Here is a 20,751-nt window from a genome sequence, read left to right as displayed (position 1 = left end):
GGGACGTTTGTTAAGGCGCGAAGGTAAGGCAATTATTCCGTTCTCAGGCTCTGTACAGGGTTTGCGCTGGCCGTGGCAAACGCGCGGGCGGCGATGAGCAGGGCCACGGTCAACGCCATCCCGGCGCCCGCTGTGACGAACGGTAGCGGCGTCAGGTCGATCCGGTACACATACTGGTCCAGCCAGTGGCGCAACAGGAGATAGGCCACCGGCCAGGCGATGACGTTCGCCAGCAAGACCAGCCAAAGGAACTCCCGGGTGAACAAACCGATCAATTGGGGGATGGTCGCGCCCAGCACCTTGCGGATGCCCACTTCCCTGGTGCGCCGGACCAACGCCATGGAGACGATCCCGAAAATACCCAGCAAGACGATGACCAGGGACACCACGGTGGCGGCCCGGGCGGCCCTGTCCATGCGGAGCTCGATGTCGTACATTTTCTTCAGGGTATCATCCAGGAAGCGGTAGTCGAAGGGGGACTCGGGGAAAAGCTGTACCCACTGGCGGTTCAGGGCCTCGATCTGCGCCGGGAGATCCCCCGGGCGCAACCGAAGGGACAAATACCGGTAGACCTGGGCAAAGCGTAGGTGTGACATATACAACGGCCCTTCGGCATCCCGCATCGAGCCGAAATGAAAATCCTTCACCACCGCCCCAACGGTATAAAGCGCCTGGGACCCGTAAATGCGTACCTGCCGGCCGATGGCGTCGCCGGGACTTGTAAAGCCCAGGGCTTTCACGGCGGATTCGTTCAATATAAACTGTGTGGAATCGACCGGCGTTTGAAAAAAATGCCCCGCCACCACCCGGAGGTGATAGGTATCGGCATAGTGTTCGTCCACGACCAGGGCGGGACCGGCAACCGCCGTGGTGGAATCCTCGCCGGCCCGGTACATTTGGAAACCACCACCCGCGTTCCCATTCGGCACTTCGAAGGAGACGGCCGCGTCTTCCACTTCCGGGTGACGCGCAAGGATGTCCCGCTTAGACTCCACCCGCTGTACGCCCGCGAACGACCAGTCCCTGGGGAGGGTCACCGAAACGATTCGGTCTTTTTGATACCCCAGGTCGGTATGAAAGAAAAAAGCGATCTGGGCCCGGATGGTGAGGGCGCCGACAAAAACGACAATCGCGGATACGAATTGCAGCGTCAGGAGCGTGTACCGCAACATGCGCTTGTCTCCCAGCCCCTTGAGCTTGCCCTTGAGCGAGCATATCGACGACTGCGCCGACAGCGCGAGCGCCGGGTACAACCCTGCCAGACAGCCGATCCCCAGGGTCAGCACCGGGGGGATCCACCAGGCGTTTATTGCCAATGACGCTATGGATGGGAGGGGCCGGTTCAGCATACCGCTGAAACCAGGCGCCGCCAGTGCGTAGCCCGCCATGGCCAGGACAACGGCCAGGGCTACGGTCAGCACCGACTCTGAAAGAAACTGGGTGACCAGTTGTCCTTTGCGCCCTCCAAGCACCTTCCGCATCCCAATCTCCCTTAGACGGGTCATCGAGTTGCCCAGGGTCATGTTGACAAAATTGATCACGGCCATGAGCAGGATAAAAAGTGCCACGAGGGTTAAAGCACGAATCATCTTCAGGGTCACCCCCTTCGCCTCTTGCAGGTAATAGTCGTGGACCGGGGTAAGGTAAATGTGCATTTTCGCCCGCAGATCGGGCGTCAGGTTGGCGTCCAACAACTGCTGTATGGGGGCCTGGAGCTGTTCCGGGCGTACCCCGGGGGCCAGGCGGACATAGCTGATGATATAGGGAACGTTCCAGTTGGCAAAAGCCAGGTCCCTGTTAAAGAACTTCAGGGAAGAAGCCGGCAGGAAAAAGTGATTCCCTTCATTGGCGGTGGTATAGTAATTTATCGTATTGTACGGGGGTTCCTTCAGCACACCCCCTATGGTAAAATCCCGTTTTCCCCCGGAAAAGGATTGGACCGACAGCCGCTCCCCTACCACGTTTCTCCGTCCGAAATACTTCATGGCCATGTCCCCGGTCAGGACCAGCTTATCCGGCGCGTCCAGGGCGGTCCGGGCATCTCCATACAACAGTTGGAATCCAAACAATGTCAGGAAGCTGGGGTCCCCGATCTGCAGCCCCTCCGTATAGTGGTTGTCCCCCCTCGATACGATGGACATGATCGCATCGTGGTGATAAAAATCCGTCACCAGTTGGGGGTATTGTTCGTGCAGTGCCGGCGCGACAGGCCCCGGGACGGTAAAGTCCAGACCCGAGCTTGGGTCTTTCAGCGCAGCGCGGAGGATATACAACCGGTCCGGCATATCCGCATTGACCCGCCACTCGCCCCAGATATAGGCGCCGATAAGGAAAAGAAAAGTGAGGCCTGCGGCGAGCCCCACGATGTTGACCAGCGAAAGGACGGGGGTTTTGCGCAGGGACCGGAGGGCGGTCTTTAGGTAGTTGCGGAGCATGTTTGTTAAGATATAGCTCCGCTTGAAAAAATCCTGTTAAATCTCCGGTGCCGGGCCACCCTGGGGCGCCGCGGCCGCTTCGGCTACCCGCGGGTCGAGGCGCGGCCGCTGTTGAAAAATATGCGACAGCATCGCATAAAGGTCAGGATGCCGCTCCTCCATGAGGTCCGGCCTTTTGAAAAAGTATTCACTGACGACCGCGAGGAATTCTGCCCCGTTGGTGCCCCCATACGTGTTGATGTCTGTATGTCCTGAACGGACCGGTCCGAGATAGGCGTGAAGCAACTGGGTCCAGGCCTCCACCGAGGCCCCCAGCAACGATTCGGGAATACCGTCAACCGCGCCGTCGGACTTGTCGACGAGGTGCACGAACTCGTGGATACCGGTGTTAAAGGGCGCCGCTACCTGCGCAAAGCCCTCCCTGAGCGCGGGCCGGGAAAGGATCATGACGCGCTCCATGGCGCCGGAGCCCACCATCCCCAGGACGTTGTGGCGGTTGTCCGGGCCCGCGAAGTGCTGGGCGTCAAAGGCGCCTTCATACAAAAGGACGTCGCTCAGGTTGGTATAGTCCCACTCGGTAAAGCCAAAGACGGGGATGACCGAGCTGGCCGCCACCAGGACTTTGTCCACGTCCTCCAGTTCGATCTTTACCCCATGGATCCGGGCTTCCCGGGCAAAGGCCTCCGCCCGGCGGGCGAAGCGGTCCCGTTCGGCCGGGTCCAGGGCCCGGTAAAAACCGACATGGGTTTCCAGGAGCGCCCGGAAACCCGGTGGCAGGGAGGTGCCTCTTCTTTTTTTCCGCCCGGCATTTAGCAAAAGGATCCCGGTAATGGCCCCCAGACCCAAGACAACGATAGCCCACAACATTATTGAAAATCAATTACTTAAAAAATTTCGTTTGCCCCGTTAACAAGCCATTAAAGTATTCCTCAGGGGGTTATGGGTATCTTGTACGGTCCAAACTCTATGAATATGCCCAACCCATTCTCCGCGCGGGCCAAGGAAGTGTTGTCCTTTGCCAGCGAAGAGGCCATAAGGCTCGATGACCATACGCTTGATACCGAACATCTTCTCCTGGGACTGATCCGCCAGGGGAACAACTACGCGCTGACCTCCTTCCGCCATGCCCACATCGACCTGGATAAACTTTGGAAAGAAGCCGAGAGCGCTTCGCTGCTCCGCGGACACTCCCGCCGCAAACCCGACCTCCGCCTGCCCCTTTCCCGCACCGCGACAAAGGTCCTGGAAAGGGCAGAACGCGAAGCCCGGTCATTACAGTCCGCCCTGATCGAACCCGAACACCTGGTCCTGGCCCTGCTCCGGCACAAACGAAACCGGGCCGCCCGTATCCTGGAGCAATTCAGTCTTGGCTACGAGGAATTCCTCAGGAACCTCCGATGAGTGCGTCCGGGTTGTCCAGGCCTTCCAGGCCCAGGACGTCCTTTACTTTTGCTTTTGTCGGCCACCAGACGGCAAATATCAGGACAGCCATCCCCGTGATGGCGATATAGTCGGTGTTCCCGCAAAGGAAAAACAATATGTTGCCGACGGTCGACAGGGAATTCAGGGCCATATCCCTCCCCGCAAAGGCGGTCCTGTAGGCGGTGAGCTGGTCCGCCAGGGTTTCTTTTTCCCGGGCGCGATCCACCCGCGAGCGGTATACGAAGTGCGCGGCCGCCAGCACCGCAAAGGTTACCCCCAGGGCAACGTACAACCAGGGATTCACGGGCAGCGCAACAACCATGCGCCGCACCTGTTGTCTCACGACGACAAAAAGTATACAGGCAAACAGCAACTGACCGGCGAGCAACGCCGCATGCAGCACGGTCAGGGACCGGAAATACGCCCCGACGGTCATGTCTTTGACGGGTATGTTTCTTGAAACCATAGTGTCAAGATACCGCAAATTCCCCGTAGCTTCGCGCGAGACTTTGTCATCTATGCAGGTACATAGCGCCCTTGACCTTTTACCCGGATTCAGAAACGCAGTCATCACCATCGGCACATTTGACGGAGTGCACAAGGGGCACCAGGAGATCATCGCCTCCATGAAAGCGGTCGCCCGGGAAACCGGGGGCGAAACGGTCATCCTTACCTTCCATCCGCATCCGCGCCAGGTCGTCCGGTCTTCGGACGAACGCATCGCCCTGCTCAGCACCTTGTCCGAAAAAATCGGGCTGCTCGATGCCCAGGGCATAGACCACCTGGTGGTCATCCCCTTTACCCGGGAATTCTCCCAGCTCAGCGCTGAAGATTATATCGAACAATTCCTCGTCCGTTACTTCCAACCCCATACCATCATCATCGGCTACGACCACCGTTTTGGCAACAACCGGAGCGGAGACTTCCGCCTGCTCGAAGCCAAGGGGCCCGTTTATGGCTTCCGGGTGCGCGAGATCCCCGAACGCGTGCTGGACCTGCTCAAGGTAAGCTCCACGCGGATCCGCGAGGCGCTGCTGTCGGGCCGGCCGGAGCTGGCGGCGGATTTGTTGGGGTATCCTTACTTTTTTGAGGGGCGCGTGGTTCTCGGACAGCAGTTGGGGCGCACGTTGGGGTTCCCTACCGCAAATATCGAGGTCGAAGATGAGGAAAAGCTCATACCTGCTCATGGCGTGTATGCCGTTCGCGTGGACGCCGGTCTCACGGGCATGATGAACATCGGCATCCGCCCCACCGTCGGCGGCACCCGCCGCGTGATCGAAGTCCACCTGCTGGACTACCAGGGCGACCTGTATGGGAAGACGCTCCGCATCCACCTCGCCGCGTATCTCCGGCCGGAGCAACGTTTCAATGGCCTCGATGCCCTGAAGACACAGTTACAGAAAGACAAAGAAGATACCTATAAACTTTTCCATAATGCTACACACGATTAATCCCACGACGACCGCGGCCTGGAAAGCCCTGGCCGCCCACGCTGGCGAAATGAAGGACGCCCACCTCCGGGATCTTTTTGCAAAAGATCATGAGCGTTTCCCGAAGTACACCCTGCAACACGAAGATATCCTGCTGGACTACTCCAAAAACCTGGTCACGGACAAAACGCTGGAGCTGTTACAGGGGCTGGCGGCCGAGTGTAAGGTCAAGGACGGCATCGAAGCCATGTTCACCGGGGACAAAATAAACCATACCGAGGACCGTTCGGTCCTGCACACCGCACTGAGGAACTTTTCCGGCAAACCCGTATTGTCCGACGGGAAAGATGTCATGCCCGACGTACAACGCGTCCTGGCGCAGATGAAAAACTTCTGCGAAGCGATCCACAGTGGTGCCTGGAAAGGATATACCGGCAAGCCCATCAAAACCATCGTCAACATCGGTATCGGCGGCAGCGACCTCGGTCCGTTGATGGTCACCGAAGCCTTGCGCCCCTACTGGGTCAAAGGGATGGACGCGCACTTCGTATCGAACGTCGACGGCACCCACATCGCCGAAACGCTAAAGGTGGTCAACCCCGAAGAAACGCTTTTCCTGATCGCCTCCAAAACCTTCACCACCCAGGAAACCATGACCAACGCGCTCAGCGCCCGCGACTGGTTTCTCAGCTATGCCAAAGACGAAGCCTTCGTCGCCAAACACTTTGCCGCCCTGTCCACCAACGCCAAGGCCGTGGCCGCTTTTGGGATCGACACCGCGAATATGTTCGAGTTCTGGGATTGGGTTGGCGGCCGTTACTCCTTATGGAGCGCCATTGGTTTGTCCATTGCCCTGATGGTCGGCTACAACAATTTCGAAAGCCTCCTCAAAGGCGCGCATTCGACGGACAACCACTTCCGTCATACACACTTTGCGCAAAATATTCCCGTCGTCATGGCGCTCGTCGGTCTTTGGTACACCAACTTTTTTGGCGCCCAAACGGAAGCCATTCTGCCGTACGACCAATACATGCACCGTTTCTCCGCCTACTTCCAACAGGGGAATATGGAAAGCAACGGCAAGTCGATGGACCGCACCGGCAAAAAAGTAACCTACGCCACCGGGCCCGTCATCTGGGGCGAGCCCGGCACCAACGGCCAGCACGCCTTTTACCAGTTGATCCACCAGGGCACCCTGCTGATCCCCTGCGACTTTATCGCGCCGGCCATCAGCCACAACCCGTTAGGCGATCACCATCCCAAGCTGCTGAGCAACTTTTTCGCCCAGACCGAAGCGCTCATGAACGGCAAGACGGAAGCAGAGGTCAAAGCCGAAGGCAAAACACCGGACGCGTCGCTGATCCCTTTCAAACTGTTTTCCGGCAGCCGCCCGACCAATTCCTTCCTTATCAAGGAAATCACGCCCTATACCCTCGGACAGCTCATCGCGCTGTACGAGCACAAGATCTTTGTCCAGGGCGTCATCTGGAACATCTTCACCTTTGACCAATGGGGGGTAGAGCTGGGCAAACAACTGGCTGGCAAGATCCTGCCGGAGCTCACCGGCGACGAGCCTGTAACGGCGCACGACGCGTCGACCAACGGGTTGATCAACGCGTATAAGAAATGGCGAAAGGCTTAACCAAAAAATAAAAAAAGGGCGTCCAACACCAAGGACGCCTTTTTTTTTGCCCATAATTATTTCTAGCTTTACCACGCTTCACGCCCGGATCTCCACAAGACCACAGCACTTCTCTCTCTCGACGCGCCTTTTTGTTAACCTTTTAAACTAATCGTTTATGTCTACCAAAAGAAGACAGGAAAACGGTGACACCCTGATTGCACCAGGGGGGCCTATTTCCCGGGAAAGGATCGTTCCTGTATATCCCGAGAAGATTATTCAGTTCGACGACCTCGGACGTCCCAACCTGATCCCACGAAAACAACTCCCCTCCCGGCCCGCACTTCGCGATGAAATGACGGCCAGGGGGTTGATCCTCACACCCGGTGGGTTTCGCCCGTCCATCCTCATCCACCAGATGGAAACGGGGCAACTTTTGCAAATGGACGGGCCGGACATCCGCATCATGGAGCGGGATACCGGTATTGTCGTAAACAAGCTGGCACACCAGGCGGCGCAACCGGACGAAGTACCCGCGCTGGGCAGCGGCTGGATCTCCTACGCTTACTGGAACAACGGCACCGGTCAGCCCATCGCCCTTTTCAAATGCAACTGGCAGGTGCCGCCGGAGCCGGAGTCCCGGAACAACCAGACCATCTTCCTTTTTAACGGCATCCAGAATTTTGGCGCCAATTACGGCATTCTTCAACCCGTGCTGCAATGGGGGCCGTCCGCTGCAGGGGGCGGTAACACCTGGAGCGTGGCTTCCTGGTATGTCACTGCGGGGGGAAATGCCTTTTTTACCCCTCTGGTACCCGTCAACGCCGGAGACGTATTGACCGGGGTGATCCGGTGCACGGGTCAAACCGGTAACCTGTATAATTATACCTGCGGGTTCGAAGGCATCAACGGGACCCTGTTAAACGTCAACGGCATCAATGAACTGTTGTGGTGCGCCCAGACACTGGAGGCTTACGCTGTCGACAACTTTGCGGACTATCCTTCCGTGTATGACACAAGGTTCAGGGGGATCAACATCGTCACCGGCAACGGCACGCCGCGGCTGAACTGGACACCGGTCGACGCCGTAACCGACTGCGGCCAGCACTGCGTGGTGGTAAGCAACTCGGCGGTAACCGGGGAAGTGGACATCTTTTACCGGTTCAAACAAATCATGAACGACACGGCCGTGCAGTCCCCGGGGGCGGTTGAATTCATGAACAAAGTGGTGGTGGCCTGGGCAGGCACCGATCCTGTACACCACCTCAACGTCATCCAGTCACAGGAGGAAGACGTGTGGTTTGACAAAATAACGCTGGCGGACACGTCGCCGACGGGGGTGTCCCTCTGTTCCTTTTCGGGCCGGTTGTACATGGCCTGGGCGGGCGGCGATAACCGGATGCTCAACGTCATGTCCTCCGCAGACGGTCTTCAGTGGGAACACAAGATAACGCTGCCCGAAACCAGCATCTCCCGCCCGTGGCTGGCCGCTGATGGCGATAACCTCGTCTTATGTTGGACGGGTGCCGATCCGCAGCAACACCTGAACGTACTGTTTTCCGCCGACGGCATCACCTGGCGCGACAAACGGATCCTCAACGAAACATCCATCAGTTCCCCGGCCCTCATGCCCTACAAGGACAGGCTGTATATTGCCTGGACCGGTACGGATATGGCAAGAAGCCTGAACGTCATGTCCACCCGCGACTTTGGCGCCACCTGGCAGAACAAGGTCACGCTGTCCGATACGGCCGTCGCCGGCCCCGGCCTTATAGTATACGAGGATAAGCTCTACCTGAGCTGGAGCGGCACCGATCCCAACCATAGCCTCAACATCATGCAGTCGGCGGACGGTATCCGTTTCGACAATAAGGTCACCTTCTGGGACAGCTCGGACTTTACACCGATGCTTACGTCCTGCTATTTCGGCGACCTGGGTGTGGTATGGACGGGTCGCGATCCTAACCATCACCTGAACATCATGACTATCTAATAAAAAAGGCTCCCCTCGGGGAGCCTTTTTTTTATAACACTGTGGATATTTTACCATTTGTCGACCTCTTCCGTCGATGCGGGCGCCGGGGCGGGAGCCGGCTGCTGCACGTGGACAACGGTCTGTTCAACGATGGTGATCGAGGTGGATTCCTCCTGGATATCGTAATCGTTGTCGCTGCGTTCGTTGTCGTTATCGTGGTTGTAGGCGTCGAAGTCGAAGTCCGGCATCAACTCGGTCTTGACATAGTTGACGGCTTCGTTAAGACCCCCAAGGAATTTGTTGAAGTCCTCTTTATATAGAAAGATCTTATGGCGATCGTAGCCGTTGTCGTTAAAACGCTTGCGGCTTTCGGTGATGGTGAGGTAGTAGTCATTTCCCCTGGTAGCACGGACGTCAAAGAAATATGTCCTCCGCTTCCCAGCCCTGATGCGCTTGCTGTACACGCTTTCCATTCTTTTGTCAGTGTTTTCGTACGCCACAGTTGTAAGTTTTAGTTTGGACAAAGATATACTTCTTTTTTAATTGACAAAATTTTAACATGAATTCCAAAATAGCCAAAACGTTCAATCTTAAAGGGTGTAAACGCCCATCGACACACTATTTTTCTTGGGTGACCTCTTCCTCGGACGGCCGTTCGTCCCTTTCCCGCTGCCGCGCATACAGGTCGGCGTAATATCCCCCCGCCTCCAGGAGGGAATCGTGGGTACCCCTTTCAATGATGTGTCCGTCGTCCAGAACCACGACCTGGTCGAACTGGAACAGGGAAAAGATCCGGTGGGTAATGATGATGGCAGTTTTGTCCTGTAGGTATTCGTACAATTGCCCGATGATCTCCCTTTCCGTCCGGGCGTCCACGGCGCTCAGACAGTCGTCCATGACGATGACCCGGGGATCTTTGATCAGCGCCCGGGCGATCGACACCCGTTGCTTCTGGCCCCCGCTCAGCGTTACGCCCCGCTCCCCGATCATGGTGTCATAGCCTTCGGCAAAACCCGCGATCTCCCCGTCCACCACCGCCTGCTTTGCCGCCTGCCGGACCTGGTCCATGGTGGCCACCGGGTTTCCGAAAAGGATGTTTCCCCGGACGGTGTCGCTAAACAGGAAGACGTCCTGGGGAACATAGCTGATCTGTTCCCTCAGGCTTTTTAGCGTAATGTCCCTGATATCCGTCCCATCCACCTTGACCGCACCCTGGTCCGGGTCAAACATGCGCAGGAGCAACTGGGCGACGGTCGTCTTGCCCGAGCCCGTCCGGCCGATGATCGCCACCTTTTGGCCCTTACGGATGTGCAGGTCGAAGTCGGTCAGGGCTTTGATGCCGGTGTGGGAATATGTAAAAGATACATGGTCGAAGTGGAGGTCGCCGGCGATCACTTTGGGGGTCGCTTTGGGCTTGTCGCGGATCTCCGGCTGCAAACGAAGGAATTCGTTGAGCCGTTTCTGGGAAGCCGCCGCCCGCTGGGTCATACTGGCCACCGACCCGATGGCGCTGACCGGGAACATCAGCATGTTGATAAAGAGGACAAATTCGGTCAGGGTCCCGAACGTCATGCTCTGCGGGTCACGGATGTACATAAACCCACCGATCAGGATGGTCAGGAGGGTGCTGATCCCCACTACGAAAGACATCGCAGGGAAATAAATGGCCTCTACCTTGGCCAGCCCCAGGGCGTTCGTCTTATATTCCTCGCTGCTGTTCCGGAAAAAGGCCAGCATCGCCTTTTCCTGGACAAAGGATTTGATCACCCGGATCCCCGAATAAGACTGCTGGGCGTTCGTGGTCAGGTCGCTCAGCAACGCCTGGATGCGTTCGCTTTTTTTGTGGATCAATTGGTTGACAAAGTAAATCGTCACTGCCAGCAACGGCAGGGGCGCCAGCGTATACAGGGTCAGGGCGACGTTATCCTTGAGCATGTAATACACGCTCAGGCCGATCAACGCCAGGAGGTTCACCAGGTACATGATGGCCGGCCCCGTAAACATCCGCACCCGGCTCACGTCCTCCGTGATCCGGTTCATCAGGTCACCCGTGCTGTGCGAACGGTAAAACGTCGTGTCCAGCCGCTGGTAATGCTGGTACACCTCGTTCTTCTGGTCGAATTCGATGTGCCGGCTCATGACGATGATCGTCTGCCGCATAAAAAACATAAACAACCCCCGAAGCAAGGCCAGCACCAGCAGGGTCACCCCGCAAAGCGCAACGACGTTTGAAAAATTCCACCGGTCGATCCGGTTGATCAACACCCGCGCCAGTGGGTCCTGAACGCTTTCGTGAAAGGCGTGCGTGGTGCCGGGGGACAGCAGCAGCATCAGCTTGTTCACCACATACTTGGTGATCAGCGGGGCCAGCACACTGAAATAGTTCGAAAGGACGACAAAGACCAAACCCGCCAGGAGACGGAAACGGTACTTCCAGAAATACTTATTCAGCGCGGCCAGATGCTTCATGGGATGCAAAAATACGAGATTCCGGCGGTGGCCGGCCGGTTCTTGGATGGGCGGCGCCTTAGGCGTGCTCCGCCTGTGGCGCCGGCGGATTCAGGTGATTCCACACCGGCAGCGCGAACGCCGCCATAAACGCGGCCACACAGTGCATCGGGATGGTCAGGATCATGAAGTCTTTGGTGGAAGGAGACCCGTCCGGGAGGATGGGCGACAGGGGGCCCGCCAGGAGCGAGCAGACCAGGAGCACCATGCTGCCAATCACAAACACGATGCGGTGGTAACGGGTAACGGTATAGATCAGGTAATACACAACGCCCCCCAGCAGGATGGGCAACATGGTTGCGATAAGTACAAAATACCATTTGACGCTGGGGTAGTCGATCAGGAAGATGATGCGGGCGGCGATAAACCAGATCAGGTTGATCACGGCGGCGATGATGCCGACCTTGAAGGCTGCCTTTATGCAGTTATAAAATTCTCTGGACATAATGGCTGTTTTAGAGACAACATAAAGGTATAAAAAAAAGGGGCTTGCGCCCCCTTTATTAACAATGCATTTATCCCTTTGTGAACTGCAGGTCTGCGCTGATCCTTACATCGTCGCTGACCACGATGCTGCCCGTTTCGGTAACCCCGTTCCATACCAGGCCGAAGTCCTTGCGGTTGATTTTGCCTGTCACCGTAAAACCCGCTTTGGTATTGCCATAGAAGTCCTGGGCGACACCACCGTATTCCACGGCCAGCGTAACCGGTTTGGTCAGGTCGCGGATGGTCAGGTTCCCGGTCAGGTCGTAGTTTTCCCCGCCCTTGTGTTTGAAGCCCGTGCTTACAAACTTGATCTCGGGGAATTTGTCTGCGCTGAAAAAGTCATCGCTTTTCAGGTGACCGTCACGCTGGTCGCTGGCCGTATCGATGGAATCCACCTTGACCGAGAACGTCACTTTGCCCTGGGTGAAGTCTTCGCCTTCCGTTTCGATCGTCCCGTCAAAGTGTTGAAAAGTTCCGGTCACATTGGTGATCATCAGGTGACGCACCTTGAATTCGACCTGGCTGTGCATTGGATCAACTGTCCATTTGGTGATTGCCATAATTTTTTTGTTTTATGTATTTTAGTGTTAAGCTTGTGGTACATCCATGATGAGAAATTCGGCTTCTTCCTCGGCCTTGACCGTCACTTCGTCGAAATCTGTCAAACCCATCCCGTCGCGGGGGCCGATCATCTGCCCGTTTACCGACAATTCCCCTTTGATCACAAAAATATAACTGCCGTTCCCGCTCTTCCGGCTCCGGTACGTCAGGCTTTTGCCCTCGTCCAGCTGTCCCAGCGAAAACCAGGCGTCCTGGTGTATCCAAAGGGCGCCGTCCGATTCGTCCGGGGCGACCACCAGTTGCAAACCGTTCTCCCGCTGATCGTAGTGTTTCTGTTCATACCGCGGCTCCACCTGTCTTTTGTTGGGGAAAACCCAGATCTGCAACAAATTCACCGGCTCTTCCCTGGACGGGTTGAATTCGCTGTGCACCACGCCGGTGCCCGCGCTCATCACCTGCACATCCCCCGGGCGCAGGATGCCCTCGTTCCCCATATTGTCCTTGTGCTTCAAAGCCCCTTCCAGAACAATGGTGATGATCTCCATGTTGTCATGGGGATGCATGCCAAAACCCATGCCGGGTGCCACGCGGTCGTCGTTCAGGACCCTAAGGACCCCGAAATGCATCCGCTTCGGATCGTAATATCCCGCAAAACTAAAGGAATGGTGTGCGTCCAGCCAGCCATGGTTCGCGTGCCCCCTGCTGTCTGCCCTATGTAAAATCGTTTCCATGATATGCTCCTTTTATTGATAGATCAAAGTTACGACATTGAATGGGGGCAGGTCAATGGACAGATTTACGTAAGTAGGGTACTTTTTTAAACGGCATTCAGCCGGCTCTGCTCCCTGAACTCCAGGAGCGTCTGCCCCGTATACTTTTTGAAAAACCGGCTGAAATAAGGCGCGTCCTCGAACCCCAGCCGGTAGGCAATCTCCTTGGCGCTAAGGTCCGTGTTGAAAAGGAGGCGCTTAGCCTCCGCGGTCACGTGCCCCCGGATCTGTTCTCCGGCCGTCAGGCCCGACAGGCTTTTGGACAAGGCATTTAAACAGACGGGCGTCATGTTCATCATCCGCGCATAGTCCGACACATTCTTTTTATCTTTATAATGCTGCTCGATCAGTTGCCGGAACTGAAGAAAAGGACCACCGGCGTGTTCCGGCTCTCTTTCTTCCCGTTCCATGATACGCGTCACCCGGATCAGGAAAAGCTGCAGCAGCGAGAAAAAAGCCTCTAAATAATGGTCCCCCCTACCCCGGTACTCCTCCTCCATCATGGAGACGATGTTCCCTAAGACGGCTTCGTCCGCCTCATCCGGGCTCAATACCGTCGCAAAGTCCGGGTTGAAAAAAAGGTGTGAATTGATCCCCCTCGACCGGTTGGCCGCCTCGTCTCTCACGCAATAAAATTGCTCCTCGAAAGCGATCCACCACCCCGCCAGGTTCCCCGACATTTGGACCACCTGCCCCGGGGCGACAAAGATCAAAGCATGCGCGGAAGCCGTATACGCCACGGCATCGATGGTCACCCGGGCCTCCCCGGCGGTGATCCACAGGATGCCATAAAAATCGTCCCGGTGCGGACCGGCCCACCGCTGGCCCTGGGCTTCCCCCATGGCCTCCAGTGTACTTACGGCAAAGGACCCGGCCCCCGGGGCCCAGTCCTTTAAAGAGTAACGCGGAATGTCTTTGACCTTCATCTATATAAAGGTAGGAAAAATAGGACGCCGCTGCGCCCACCGTCCGTCCGCGCCGCGGTCAGCCTGCGGCGGCCGGCTTGCCGCCGCGCCGTTACGCTGCGGCCGCCCCGCATCCACGAGCTCACGGCCTAGCGGCCGAAGTCGTCCTGCAGACGCACAATATCATCCTCATTGGAGGGATTCGCCGCATCGGTATGCTGCCAAATCTCTGCGATGATCCCGAAGGTCTCCAATCCGACCAGCCGATGGCGTTCGCCCTGCTGGAGCTTGATCAGGTCGCCCGGCTGGTATTGCTTCAGGGGGCCCTCCTGGTCCGTCAGGCTGGTGACAACCCCGGCTTCCCCGGCGACGACCCTCCAGATTTCCGCACGGCGGAAGTGATACTGCCAGGAAAGACGTTTGCCCGGTGCCACCACCAGGATCTTGGGGCTGAGTTTGTGGGTGATGGTAAAATCCTTTAGCGCCATCCCCGGGAAATAGGTCTTGATAAATTCCGGGGCCTGGGTCTCCTCGATGACGAAAAATCCACCCCAGGGCCGGGCAAAGTCGTGTTGTACGATGGTAAAACCCTGAGCCTTAAGGGCAGCTTCGATCTGGGAAAAAACCTGCTCCTTGGAGCTGGAAGCGGTGATTTGGAGTTGCATCAACTGGATTTTGGCCGCAATAATACGGCAAATTTTTATCCCGAGGCATGCTACAACGATTTTGCTTATCTTAATGCCGCCATGACCCTTACACGTTTACCCCTGCTCCTCACTTGTCTCCTTCTGCTGTTCGGCTGCGCCCAACACGCAAAGAAATCCTCCCGCAAGGACACCACGGCGGCGGTCACGCCGGCCACACCCGGGGCCCCGGCCGCGGATACAACGGCGCGCCCGTTTTCGTTGAAAAGCACCAACGGCGACTCGGTCCGGATCGCCGACGGCAAAGTATTCTGGAAGGGCAAACCAGTCTGGCGTATCCCGGACGCCGGCGATATCCTCGCCGACAGCCCTTACAACAAGTTGATCGAGAAGGCGGATACCGTACTGCTTTTTGTGGACATGTTCGACGGTCCCGAAGAAGACAAGATGGATGTCGTCCGTCTCTCCCCCGGCAAACCCACCCTCCTGATGAAAACCATCGCTTCAAAAATTCTGGATAGGAATGGGCGGCTTGTTTTTGGGGGATTCCACCTAACGGAAGTCCCGCCCAGCTACCCGGATTCGATTTACTACAATGGAAGCGAGTTCTATGCGATCGTGGGGGACACGGTCGTTCGCGATACCGCAGTGGAGCGCCTGGAGGATATAAAGGAAAATGGGGTATACCTCAGCCACATCGCAGGCGGAAAAGATACCGTCCTACCCAACCCCAGGCGCAAACGCCGCAAAGTTTCCTAGCGGCAGCACTCTTTCTTGCGGATAAAGATGGCCTTAAAGACCCTCACCAGCACTTTCCCTATCGTCGTCGTATTCGCGCTCATGCGCTAAAGTTACGAAAAAATCGCGCGCGATGCGCGCGGGGCCGCGCCCGCTTCCGGTACGCCCGACCGTCCGTTTCCGCACACCGGCGCGGGCAAACGCGGCCGGAGGCCCCGTCCGCAGGGCCTCCCCATCCTGGCATACCCCTTGTGGCGGCTCCGCTATGCTGAAAAATTACCTGACCGTCGCCATGAGGAACCTTCTCCGGAGCAAGGGGTTTTCCTTTATCAACATTCTTGGCCTGTCGATAGGGATGGCGTGCGCCCTCCTGATCCTGCTTTGGGTGGAGAACGAGTGGAGCTGGGACCGTACCTATCCGAATGCGGACCGGTTGTACACCGTCTGGAACAAGGACAAGTGGACAAACGATACGGTCTGCTGGCCGACGACGCCAAAGGTGATGGGGCCGGTGCTGAAGCCGTCTTTTCCGGAGATCGACAAGGCGACCCGGGTGAACTGGACGCAAACGCTGCTTTTTTCCGTGGGGGAAAAACGGCTGAACGTCAAAGGGACGATGGTGGACCCGGATTTTCTGAGCATGTTTAGCGTACCCTTTGTCGAGGGGAACCCGGCGACCGCGCTAAACGATCCGACCTCGCTGGTGATCACGCAGACGCTGGCGCGGAAGTTGTTCGGGGATGAGGATGCGCTGGGACGAACGGTCAAGCTGGACAACAAGGACCTGTTTAATGTAAGTGGGGTGATCAGGGACCTGCCGAACAATACCTCTTTTGACTATGAATTCCTGACGCCATGGTCGTATATCGTCAAACGGGGAGAGGACGACAGTTCGTGGGGGAACAATTCCACCCGGAATATCGTGTTGCTGAAACCGCATACGGACCTGGAGGCGCTGCAAAAAAAGATCAAGAACTTCACCATACAGCACGAACAGGATGGGACGACCAAAGTCTTCCTGTATCCCTTTAGCCGTACCCACCTGTTCGGCGATTTCGAGAACGGCAAACAAGCGGGCGGGCGTATCGAAATGGTCCGGGCGTTTCTGCTGATCGCGATCTTTATCCTGGTGATCGCGTGTATCAACTTTATGAACCTGTCGACGGCCCGAAGCGAGCGGCGGGCGAAAGAGGTGGGGATCCGGAAAACGGTCGGCGCCCTGAAACAGTCGTTGATTATCCAGTTCCTGATGGAATCGGTCATGCTGGCGTTGATCTCCGGTATCCTGGCGATGGTGATGGTGAGTGTAAGCCTGAAGCCGTTCAACGAACTCACGCAAAAACACCTGGCGCTGGAGTGGTCCCAACCGGTCTTCTGGCTGTCTATTCTTGGATTTATCGGTTTCACGGGGCTGCTGGCGGGGAGCTACCCGGCGTTTTTCCTCAGTGCCTTCCGGCCGGTACAGGTATTGAAGGGGACATTCCGGAAGGTGAATGCCCTGGTCACGCCCCGGAAGGTATTGGTGGTTTTTCAGTTCAGCATCGCCATCCTGCTCATCATCGCCACCCTCATCGTCCTCAAACAGCTCCGCTACGCCCAGTCGCGTGAAAACGGCTATGATAAAAACAACCTCGTGTATGTGATGATGCAGGGGGATATGCAAAAGAATTACCACGTGATCGTCAACGAACTCCGGGACAAGGGCGCGGTCACGACCTGGAGCATGTGCAGCTCCCCCATCTCGCAGTCCTGGAGCAATACCTGGGGCATCAACTGGGACGGCAAACCCGCCGACGACAAGACCATCATCAACAGTTTTACGACGGACGGCAACCTCGTCAAGACCATGGGGATGCAGATCATCGAGGGCCGGGACATCGACCTGGTCAACTATCCGGCAGACTCGAACGCCGTCATCATCAATGAATCCTGCGTCAAGGCGATGCGATTCAAACATCCGCTGGGACAGGTGATCGGCTACCCGGGCTATCCCTACAAGGTGGTCGGCGTCGTCCGGGACTTCATCATCGAGTCTCCGTACGAGCCGATCCGGCCCATGGTCATGTGGGGGCCGAAAGGCAATTATTTCAACGCCATCCATTTCAAACTCAACCCTGCCCGGTCGACGGCCGGGAACCTGAAGATCATGGAACAGGTCTTTAAAAAGTACAACCCCGAATATCCCTTCGAATACAACTTCGTGGACCAGGAATACGCGCGGAAATTCTCGGACGAGCAGGCCACCGCCACCCTGGCGGGTTTGTTCGCGGCCCTGACGATCTTTATTTCGTGTCTGGGTTTGTTCGGGCTGGCCGCCTACATGGCCGAAGCCCGCGTCAAGGAGATCGGCGTGCGCAAGGTCCTGGGCGCTTCGATCGCGAACCTGACGACCTTGCTGTCGAAGGAATTCGTTATGCTGGTGCTCATCTCCATCGTGGTCGCCACGCCCATTGCCTGGTATTTCATGGACAAGTGGCTGATGAACTACAAATACCGCACCCACATCGATCCCTGGGTTTTTGTCCTCGCGGGTGTAGGGGCGATCTTCATCTCGCTGGCCACCGTGAGCTACCAGGCCATCCGGGCGGCGATGGCGAGCCCGATACGGAGCTTGCGCTCGGAGTAGCCGCGGGACGCGCAAGCGCGGTGCCCCCTACTCCGCCCGCAGATTCCCCGCCGGATTCTCCCCCGCCGCCCGGTACGTCTGCGACCCAATGGTCGCCAGACCGAGTACAAGAAGTAAGAAGAAACACGCCACCGCGTACCCCGGCCCAAAGGGCGCCTGCAAGGGAAATAGGTGCCGGAAAAACACCCCCGCGGTATACCCCAGCGGCATGGCGATCAGACCGGAGAGCACGAGCAGCCGGACGAACCCGCGGGACAAGAGGACGACCAGCTCGCGTTTCTCTGCGCCGATGACTTTGCGGATGCTGATCTCTTTGCGGCGGACTTCCACGGTGTACATGACCAGGCCAAGAAGACCCAGCGTGGCGATACTGGCGGCCATAAAGGCGAGGTAGCCCAACAGGGAAAGGGTCGCTTTTTGAGCATAGGCGGCCTCCATGTATTCATCAAGCCAGGTATACGAAAAGCTTTTAGCCGGCAGGAGGGCGCCCCAGGCGGCGGCGATCCGCGCCGTGATCGCGTCCCGGCGGACGGGATCCACGCGGACGTAGAGGTAGTTGTAACTCCCTTTCCGGGTCCGGAGCGCGAGGGGGGCGATGGGCTGGGCGGCATTCTGATACGTGAAATCCTTGAGCACGCCCTGGATGATGAGCGGGGTACTATCGGCCACCCATAACCGCTGTCCCACGGCCTTGGACGGGTCCGCGAAGCCAAGCGCCCGGACGGCTTTTTCGTTGAGCAGGACAAACTTTTCCACGGTGTCCTCCGACAGGAAATTATGACCCGCCACGAGGTCGAGGTGCATGGCCGGGAGGAAGGCCGGATCGGCGTCATAGTAATGCAGGTTCACCGTTTGTTCTTTCCCGGCCAGCCAGCCGGTGAAGGTCCGCTCGGCGGAGCGGTCGTCAAAACGGCCGGACAAGGCTGCTACGGTCTGCACCCCGCTAAGGGAGGCAATCTTCTGGGCGAGGACCGATGCATCCGGCCCGTCGACCGGGATCACCAGCGTATTGTCGCGACGAAAACCGGGGTCAAGGCTGGACATATAGGAGAACTGCCGGTAGAAGGCGGTCAGGAAGATCAGGATGACCAGGGACAAGGTGTATTGAAAAACGATGAGGGTCTTCTGAAGATTGACTTTGCCCCATATCCGCGCGGTGGACAGGTTTTTGAGTACCCGCAGGGGTTTGAAGGCCGAGAGGATCCACGCGGGGGAAACACCCGCCAGCAACCCGGTACCCAGCGCAAAAGCAAGGGACCACCATCCCATCTGGGCGTTGTAGGCAAAAGAAGACGGGATGAACTCGTACCCGTCGTTGAAGGGGGCATAAGTGATGATAAACCCGAGCAGGATCCAGGCAAAACCCAATGCGAGAAGCGCCGTGACCACGGCTTCGGTGACGTATTGGACGAAGACCTGGTGGCGGTGGGCGCCGGCGATCTTGCGGAGACCGACTTCTTTGGCCCTGGTCAGGGCGCGGGCCACGGTGAGGTTGGTATAGTTGAAACACGCGGCTAAGAGCAGGAGGAAAGCGAAGCCCAGCTCGAAAAAGACCTTTGCCCAGGACGTACCTCTCCCTATATTGTTGTCGAGGCCGATGGGCGCGGGGGTGATGGCGGTGATCCGCTGCCAGTGAAAGGCGGTTTTCCCTTCGGCATTCATCCGGTTGAGCATGGTAGAGACCGTGGCCAGATCCGCGTAGAGCGCTGCCGTCTCCGCCGGGCGCTTCATGACGACGTAGGTATAGGCAGCGTTGAAGGCAAACCAATCGCCGGCATGCGGAGGTATGCTCGTTTCGGATACATACGCGTCAAAGTCCAGGTGGGACTTCCCGGGAGGATCCTTTAGAACACCCGTGACGATATAGCTCCCGCCGGCCGTCATCGTAAGGACCTTGCCCAGGGGATTGGCCTGTCCGAAGAACCGCGTGGCGGCGTCCTGGCTGAGCACGATCGAATGGGGCTGAGCGAGCGCCGTTACAGGATCGCCGGACGAAAGGGTAAATCCGAAGACAGCGAAAAAAGAAGGCCCGGTATACGCGCCACTGAGCGATAACTGCTTCGATCCAATCGTGGTGGTCCCGCCAAAGGACGGGTTGATCGTGGCCACCGCCTCGATACCGGCCGTGTCGGACAGGAGCGCTGGACCGAGGGGCAGGGGTGTGCTGGCCATGCGCCAGTGTTCCCCACCCCGCTGGGTGTAGTCGCTGGTGATGCGGTAGGTCCGCTCAGGGTGTGGATGAAAACGGTCGTAGCCAAGGTCGTCCTGCAGACGGATCAGGACCATGAGCCCGGCGCTCATGGAAAGGCCAAGGCCAAAAATATGGATGAAGGAAAGCAAGGGCTGCCGGCGCAGGTTCCGAATGACAATGCGTATGTAGCTAAACAACATGCGGGTGTGGGTTCAAAGGGGATGCCAGGGCCATACCTGACTGAGCGACAAGATACTGCGTATCCCAAACAAAAAAACATCGTTCGCTTTCGATACAACGGAAATGCAACAACCGGACAATAAAATTTAATACTGGATTAAAAAACGCGGACTATCTTTGCCAGGCCAAAAAGCGGTTAACCCGCTTAAATTTTACGTTATGGACTCTTATCACAGTTGCCCCCGGCAACATATTATTC

General features: G+C 57.3%; 17 protein-coding genes. 6 read left to right on the top strand and 11 right to left on the bottom strand.

The features are described 5' to 3' along the window. Positions 1–32: 32 nt before the first annotated feature. Positions 33–2,435, bottom strand: a complete 2,403-nt coding sequence (locus tag EDB95_RS13300; protein ID WP_133994293.1) for an ABC transporter permease — start codon at positions 2,433–2,435, stop codon at positions 33–35. 36 nt (positions 2,436–2,471) lie between these two features. Next, entirely contained in the window at positions 2,472–3,302 is an 831-nt protein-coding gene (locus EDB95_RS13295; protein WP_133994292.1) for a M90 family metallopeptidase, read from the bottom strand. A gap of 105 nt (positions 3,303–3,407) precedes the next feature. Here EDB95_RS13295 and EDB95_RS13290 point away from each other — a divergent pair, with 105 nt between their 5' ends. Next, positions 3,408–3,836, top strand: coding sequence for a Clp protease N-terminal domain-containing protein (locus EDB95_RS13290; RefSeq protein WP_162852585.1), 429 nt, complete (start codon positions 3,408–3,410; stop codon positions 3,834–3,836). Here EDB95_RS13290 and EDB95_RS13285 read toward each other — a convergent pair. After that, complete coding sequence (locus tag EDB95_RS13285; RefSeq protein WP_133994290.1) at positions 3,820–4,323, bottom strand: hypothetical protein; 504 nt, start codon at positions 4,321–4,323, stop codon at positions 3,820–3,822. The two genes, EDB95_RS13290 and EDB95_RS13285, sit on opposite strands and share 17 nt — an antisense overlap. A 52-nt stretch (positions 4,324–4,375) precedes the next feature. Here EDB95_RS13285 and EDB95_RS13280 point away from each other — a divergent pair, with 52 nt between their 5' ends. The 3 genes from EDB95_RS13280 to EDB95_RS13270 all read left to right on the top strand — a co-directional run bounded on the left by EDB95_RS13280 (position 4,376) and on the right by EDB95_RS13270 (position 8,901). After that, positions 4,376–5,308 carry a bifunctional riboflavin kinase/FAD synthetase gene (locus EDB95_RS13280; RefSeq protein ID WP_133994289.1) on the top strand — a complete coding sequence of 311 codons (933 nt, stop codon included), beginning with the start codon at positions 4,376–4,378 and terminating at the stop codon, positions 5,306–5,308. Beyond that, positions 5,292–6,929 carry a glucose-6-phosphate isomerase gene (pgi, locus tag EDB95_RS13275; RefSeq protein ID WP_133994288.1) on the top strand — a complete coding sequence of 546 codons (1,638 nt, stop codon included), beginning with the start codon at positions 5,292–5,294 and terminating at the stop codon, positions 6,927–6,929. Before EDB95_RS13280 ends, pgi begins: the two co-directional genes overlap by 17 nt. Positions 6,930–7,086: 157 nt before the next feature. Continuing rightward, positions 7,087–8,901, top strand: coding sequence for a hypothetical protein (locus tag EDB95_RS13270; RefSeq protein WP_133994287.1), 1,815 nt, complete (start codon positions 7,087–7,089; stop codon positions 8,899–8,901). 50 nt (positions 8,902–8,951) lie between these two features. On the opposite strand, the gene EDB95_RS13265 is transcribed toward EDB95_RS13270, so the two are convergent. The 7 genes from EDB95_RS13265 to EDB95_RS13235 form a co-directional block, all read right to left on the bottom strand. Continuing rightward, on the bottom strand, positions 8,952–9,383 hold the full coding sequence (locus EDB95_RS13265; RefSeq protein ID WP_133994286.1) for a DUF3276 family protein: 432 nt from the start codon (positions 9,381–9,383) through the stop codon (positions 8,952–8,954). Positions 9,384–9,501: 118 nt separating this feature from the next. Beyond that, the gene (locus EDB95_RS13260; RefSeq protein WP_133994285.1) at positions 9,502–11,352 is read right to left on the bottom strand and encodes an ABC transporter ATP-binding protein; all 1,851 of its coding nucleotides are present in this window, start codon (positions 11,350–11,352) and stop codon (positions 9,502–9,504) included. Positions 11,353–11,410: 58 nt separating this feature from the next. Beyond that, the gene (locus EDB95_RS13255) at positions 11,411–11,836 is read right to left on the bottom strand and encodes a hypothetical protein (protein WP_133994284.1); all 426 of its coding nucleotides are present in this window, start codon (positions 11,834–11,836) and stop codon (positions 11,411–11,413) included. A gap of 70 nt (positions 11,837–11,906) precedes the next feature. Continuing rightward, positions 11,907–12,437: a YceI family protein gene (locus EDB95_RS13250; protein WP_133994283.1), complete on the bottom strand. Its 531-nt coding sequence runs from the start codon at positions 12,435–12,437 to the stop codon at positions 11,907–11,909. Between the two features lie 27 nt (positions 12,438–12,464). Then, complete coding sequence (locus EDB95_RS13245; RefSeq protein ID WP_133994282.1) at positions 12,465–13,169, bottom strand: pirin family protein; 705 nt, start codon at positions 13,167–13,169, stop codon at positions 12,465–12,467. 86 nt (positions 13,170–13,255) lie between these two features. Next, entirely contained in the window at positions 13,256–14,134 is an 879-nt protein-coding gene (locus tag EDB95_RS13240) for a helix-turn-helix domain-containing protein (RefSeq protein ID WP_133994281.1), read from the bottom strand. A gap of 128 nt (positions 14,135–14,262) precedes the next feature. Continuing rightward, positions 14,263–14,778 (bottom strand): cupin domain-containing protein, encoded by a 516-nt coding sequence (locus EDB95_RS13235; protein ID WP_133994280.1) that lies wholly within the window; start codon positions 14,776–14,778, stop codon positions 14,263–14,265. A gap of 81 nt (positions 14,779–14,859) precedes the next feature. On the opposite strand from EDB95_RS13235, the gene EDB95_RS13230 reads away from it, so the two are divergent. Both EDB95_RS13230 and EDB95_RS13225 read left to right on the top strand, forming a co-directional pair. Beyond that, positions 14,860–15,516, top strand: coding sequence for a hypothetical protein (locus EDB95_RS13230; protein WP_133994279.1), 657 nt, complete (start codon positions 14,860–14,862; stop codon positions 15,514–15,516). A gap of 271 nt (positions 15,517–15,787) precedes the next feature. Then, positions 15,788–18,121, top strand: a complete 2,334-nt coding sequence (locus EDB95_RS13225; protein ID WP_246073622.1) for an ABC transporter permease — start codon at positions 15,788–15,790, stop codon at positions 18,119–18,121. A 27-nt stretch (positions 18,122–18,148) separates the two neighbouring features. Here EDB95_RS13225 and EDB95_RS13220 read toward each other — a convergent pair whose 3' ends face one another. Further along, entirely contained in the window at positions 18,149–20,512 is a 2,364-nt protein-coding gene (locus EDB95_RS13220; RefSeq protein WP_133994277.1) for an ABC transporter permease, read from the bottom strand. Between the last annotated feature and the right edge of the window lie 239 nt (positions 20,513–20,751).

The organism is Dinghuibacter silviterrae, from assembly GCF_004366355.1.
GTDB classification, from domain to species: Bacteria; Bacteroidota; Bacteroidia; order Chitinophagales; family Chitinophagaceae; genus Dinghuibacter; species Dinghuibacter silviterrae.
This window is presented reverse-complemented; position numbering and strand designations above follow the sequence as displayed.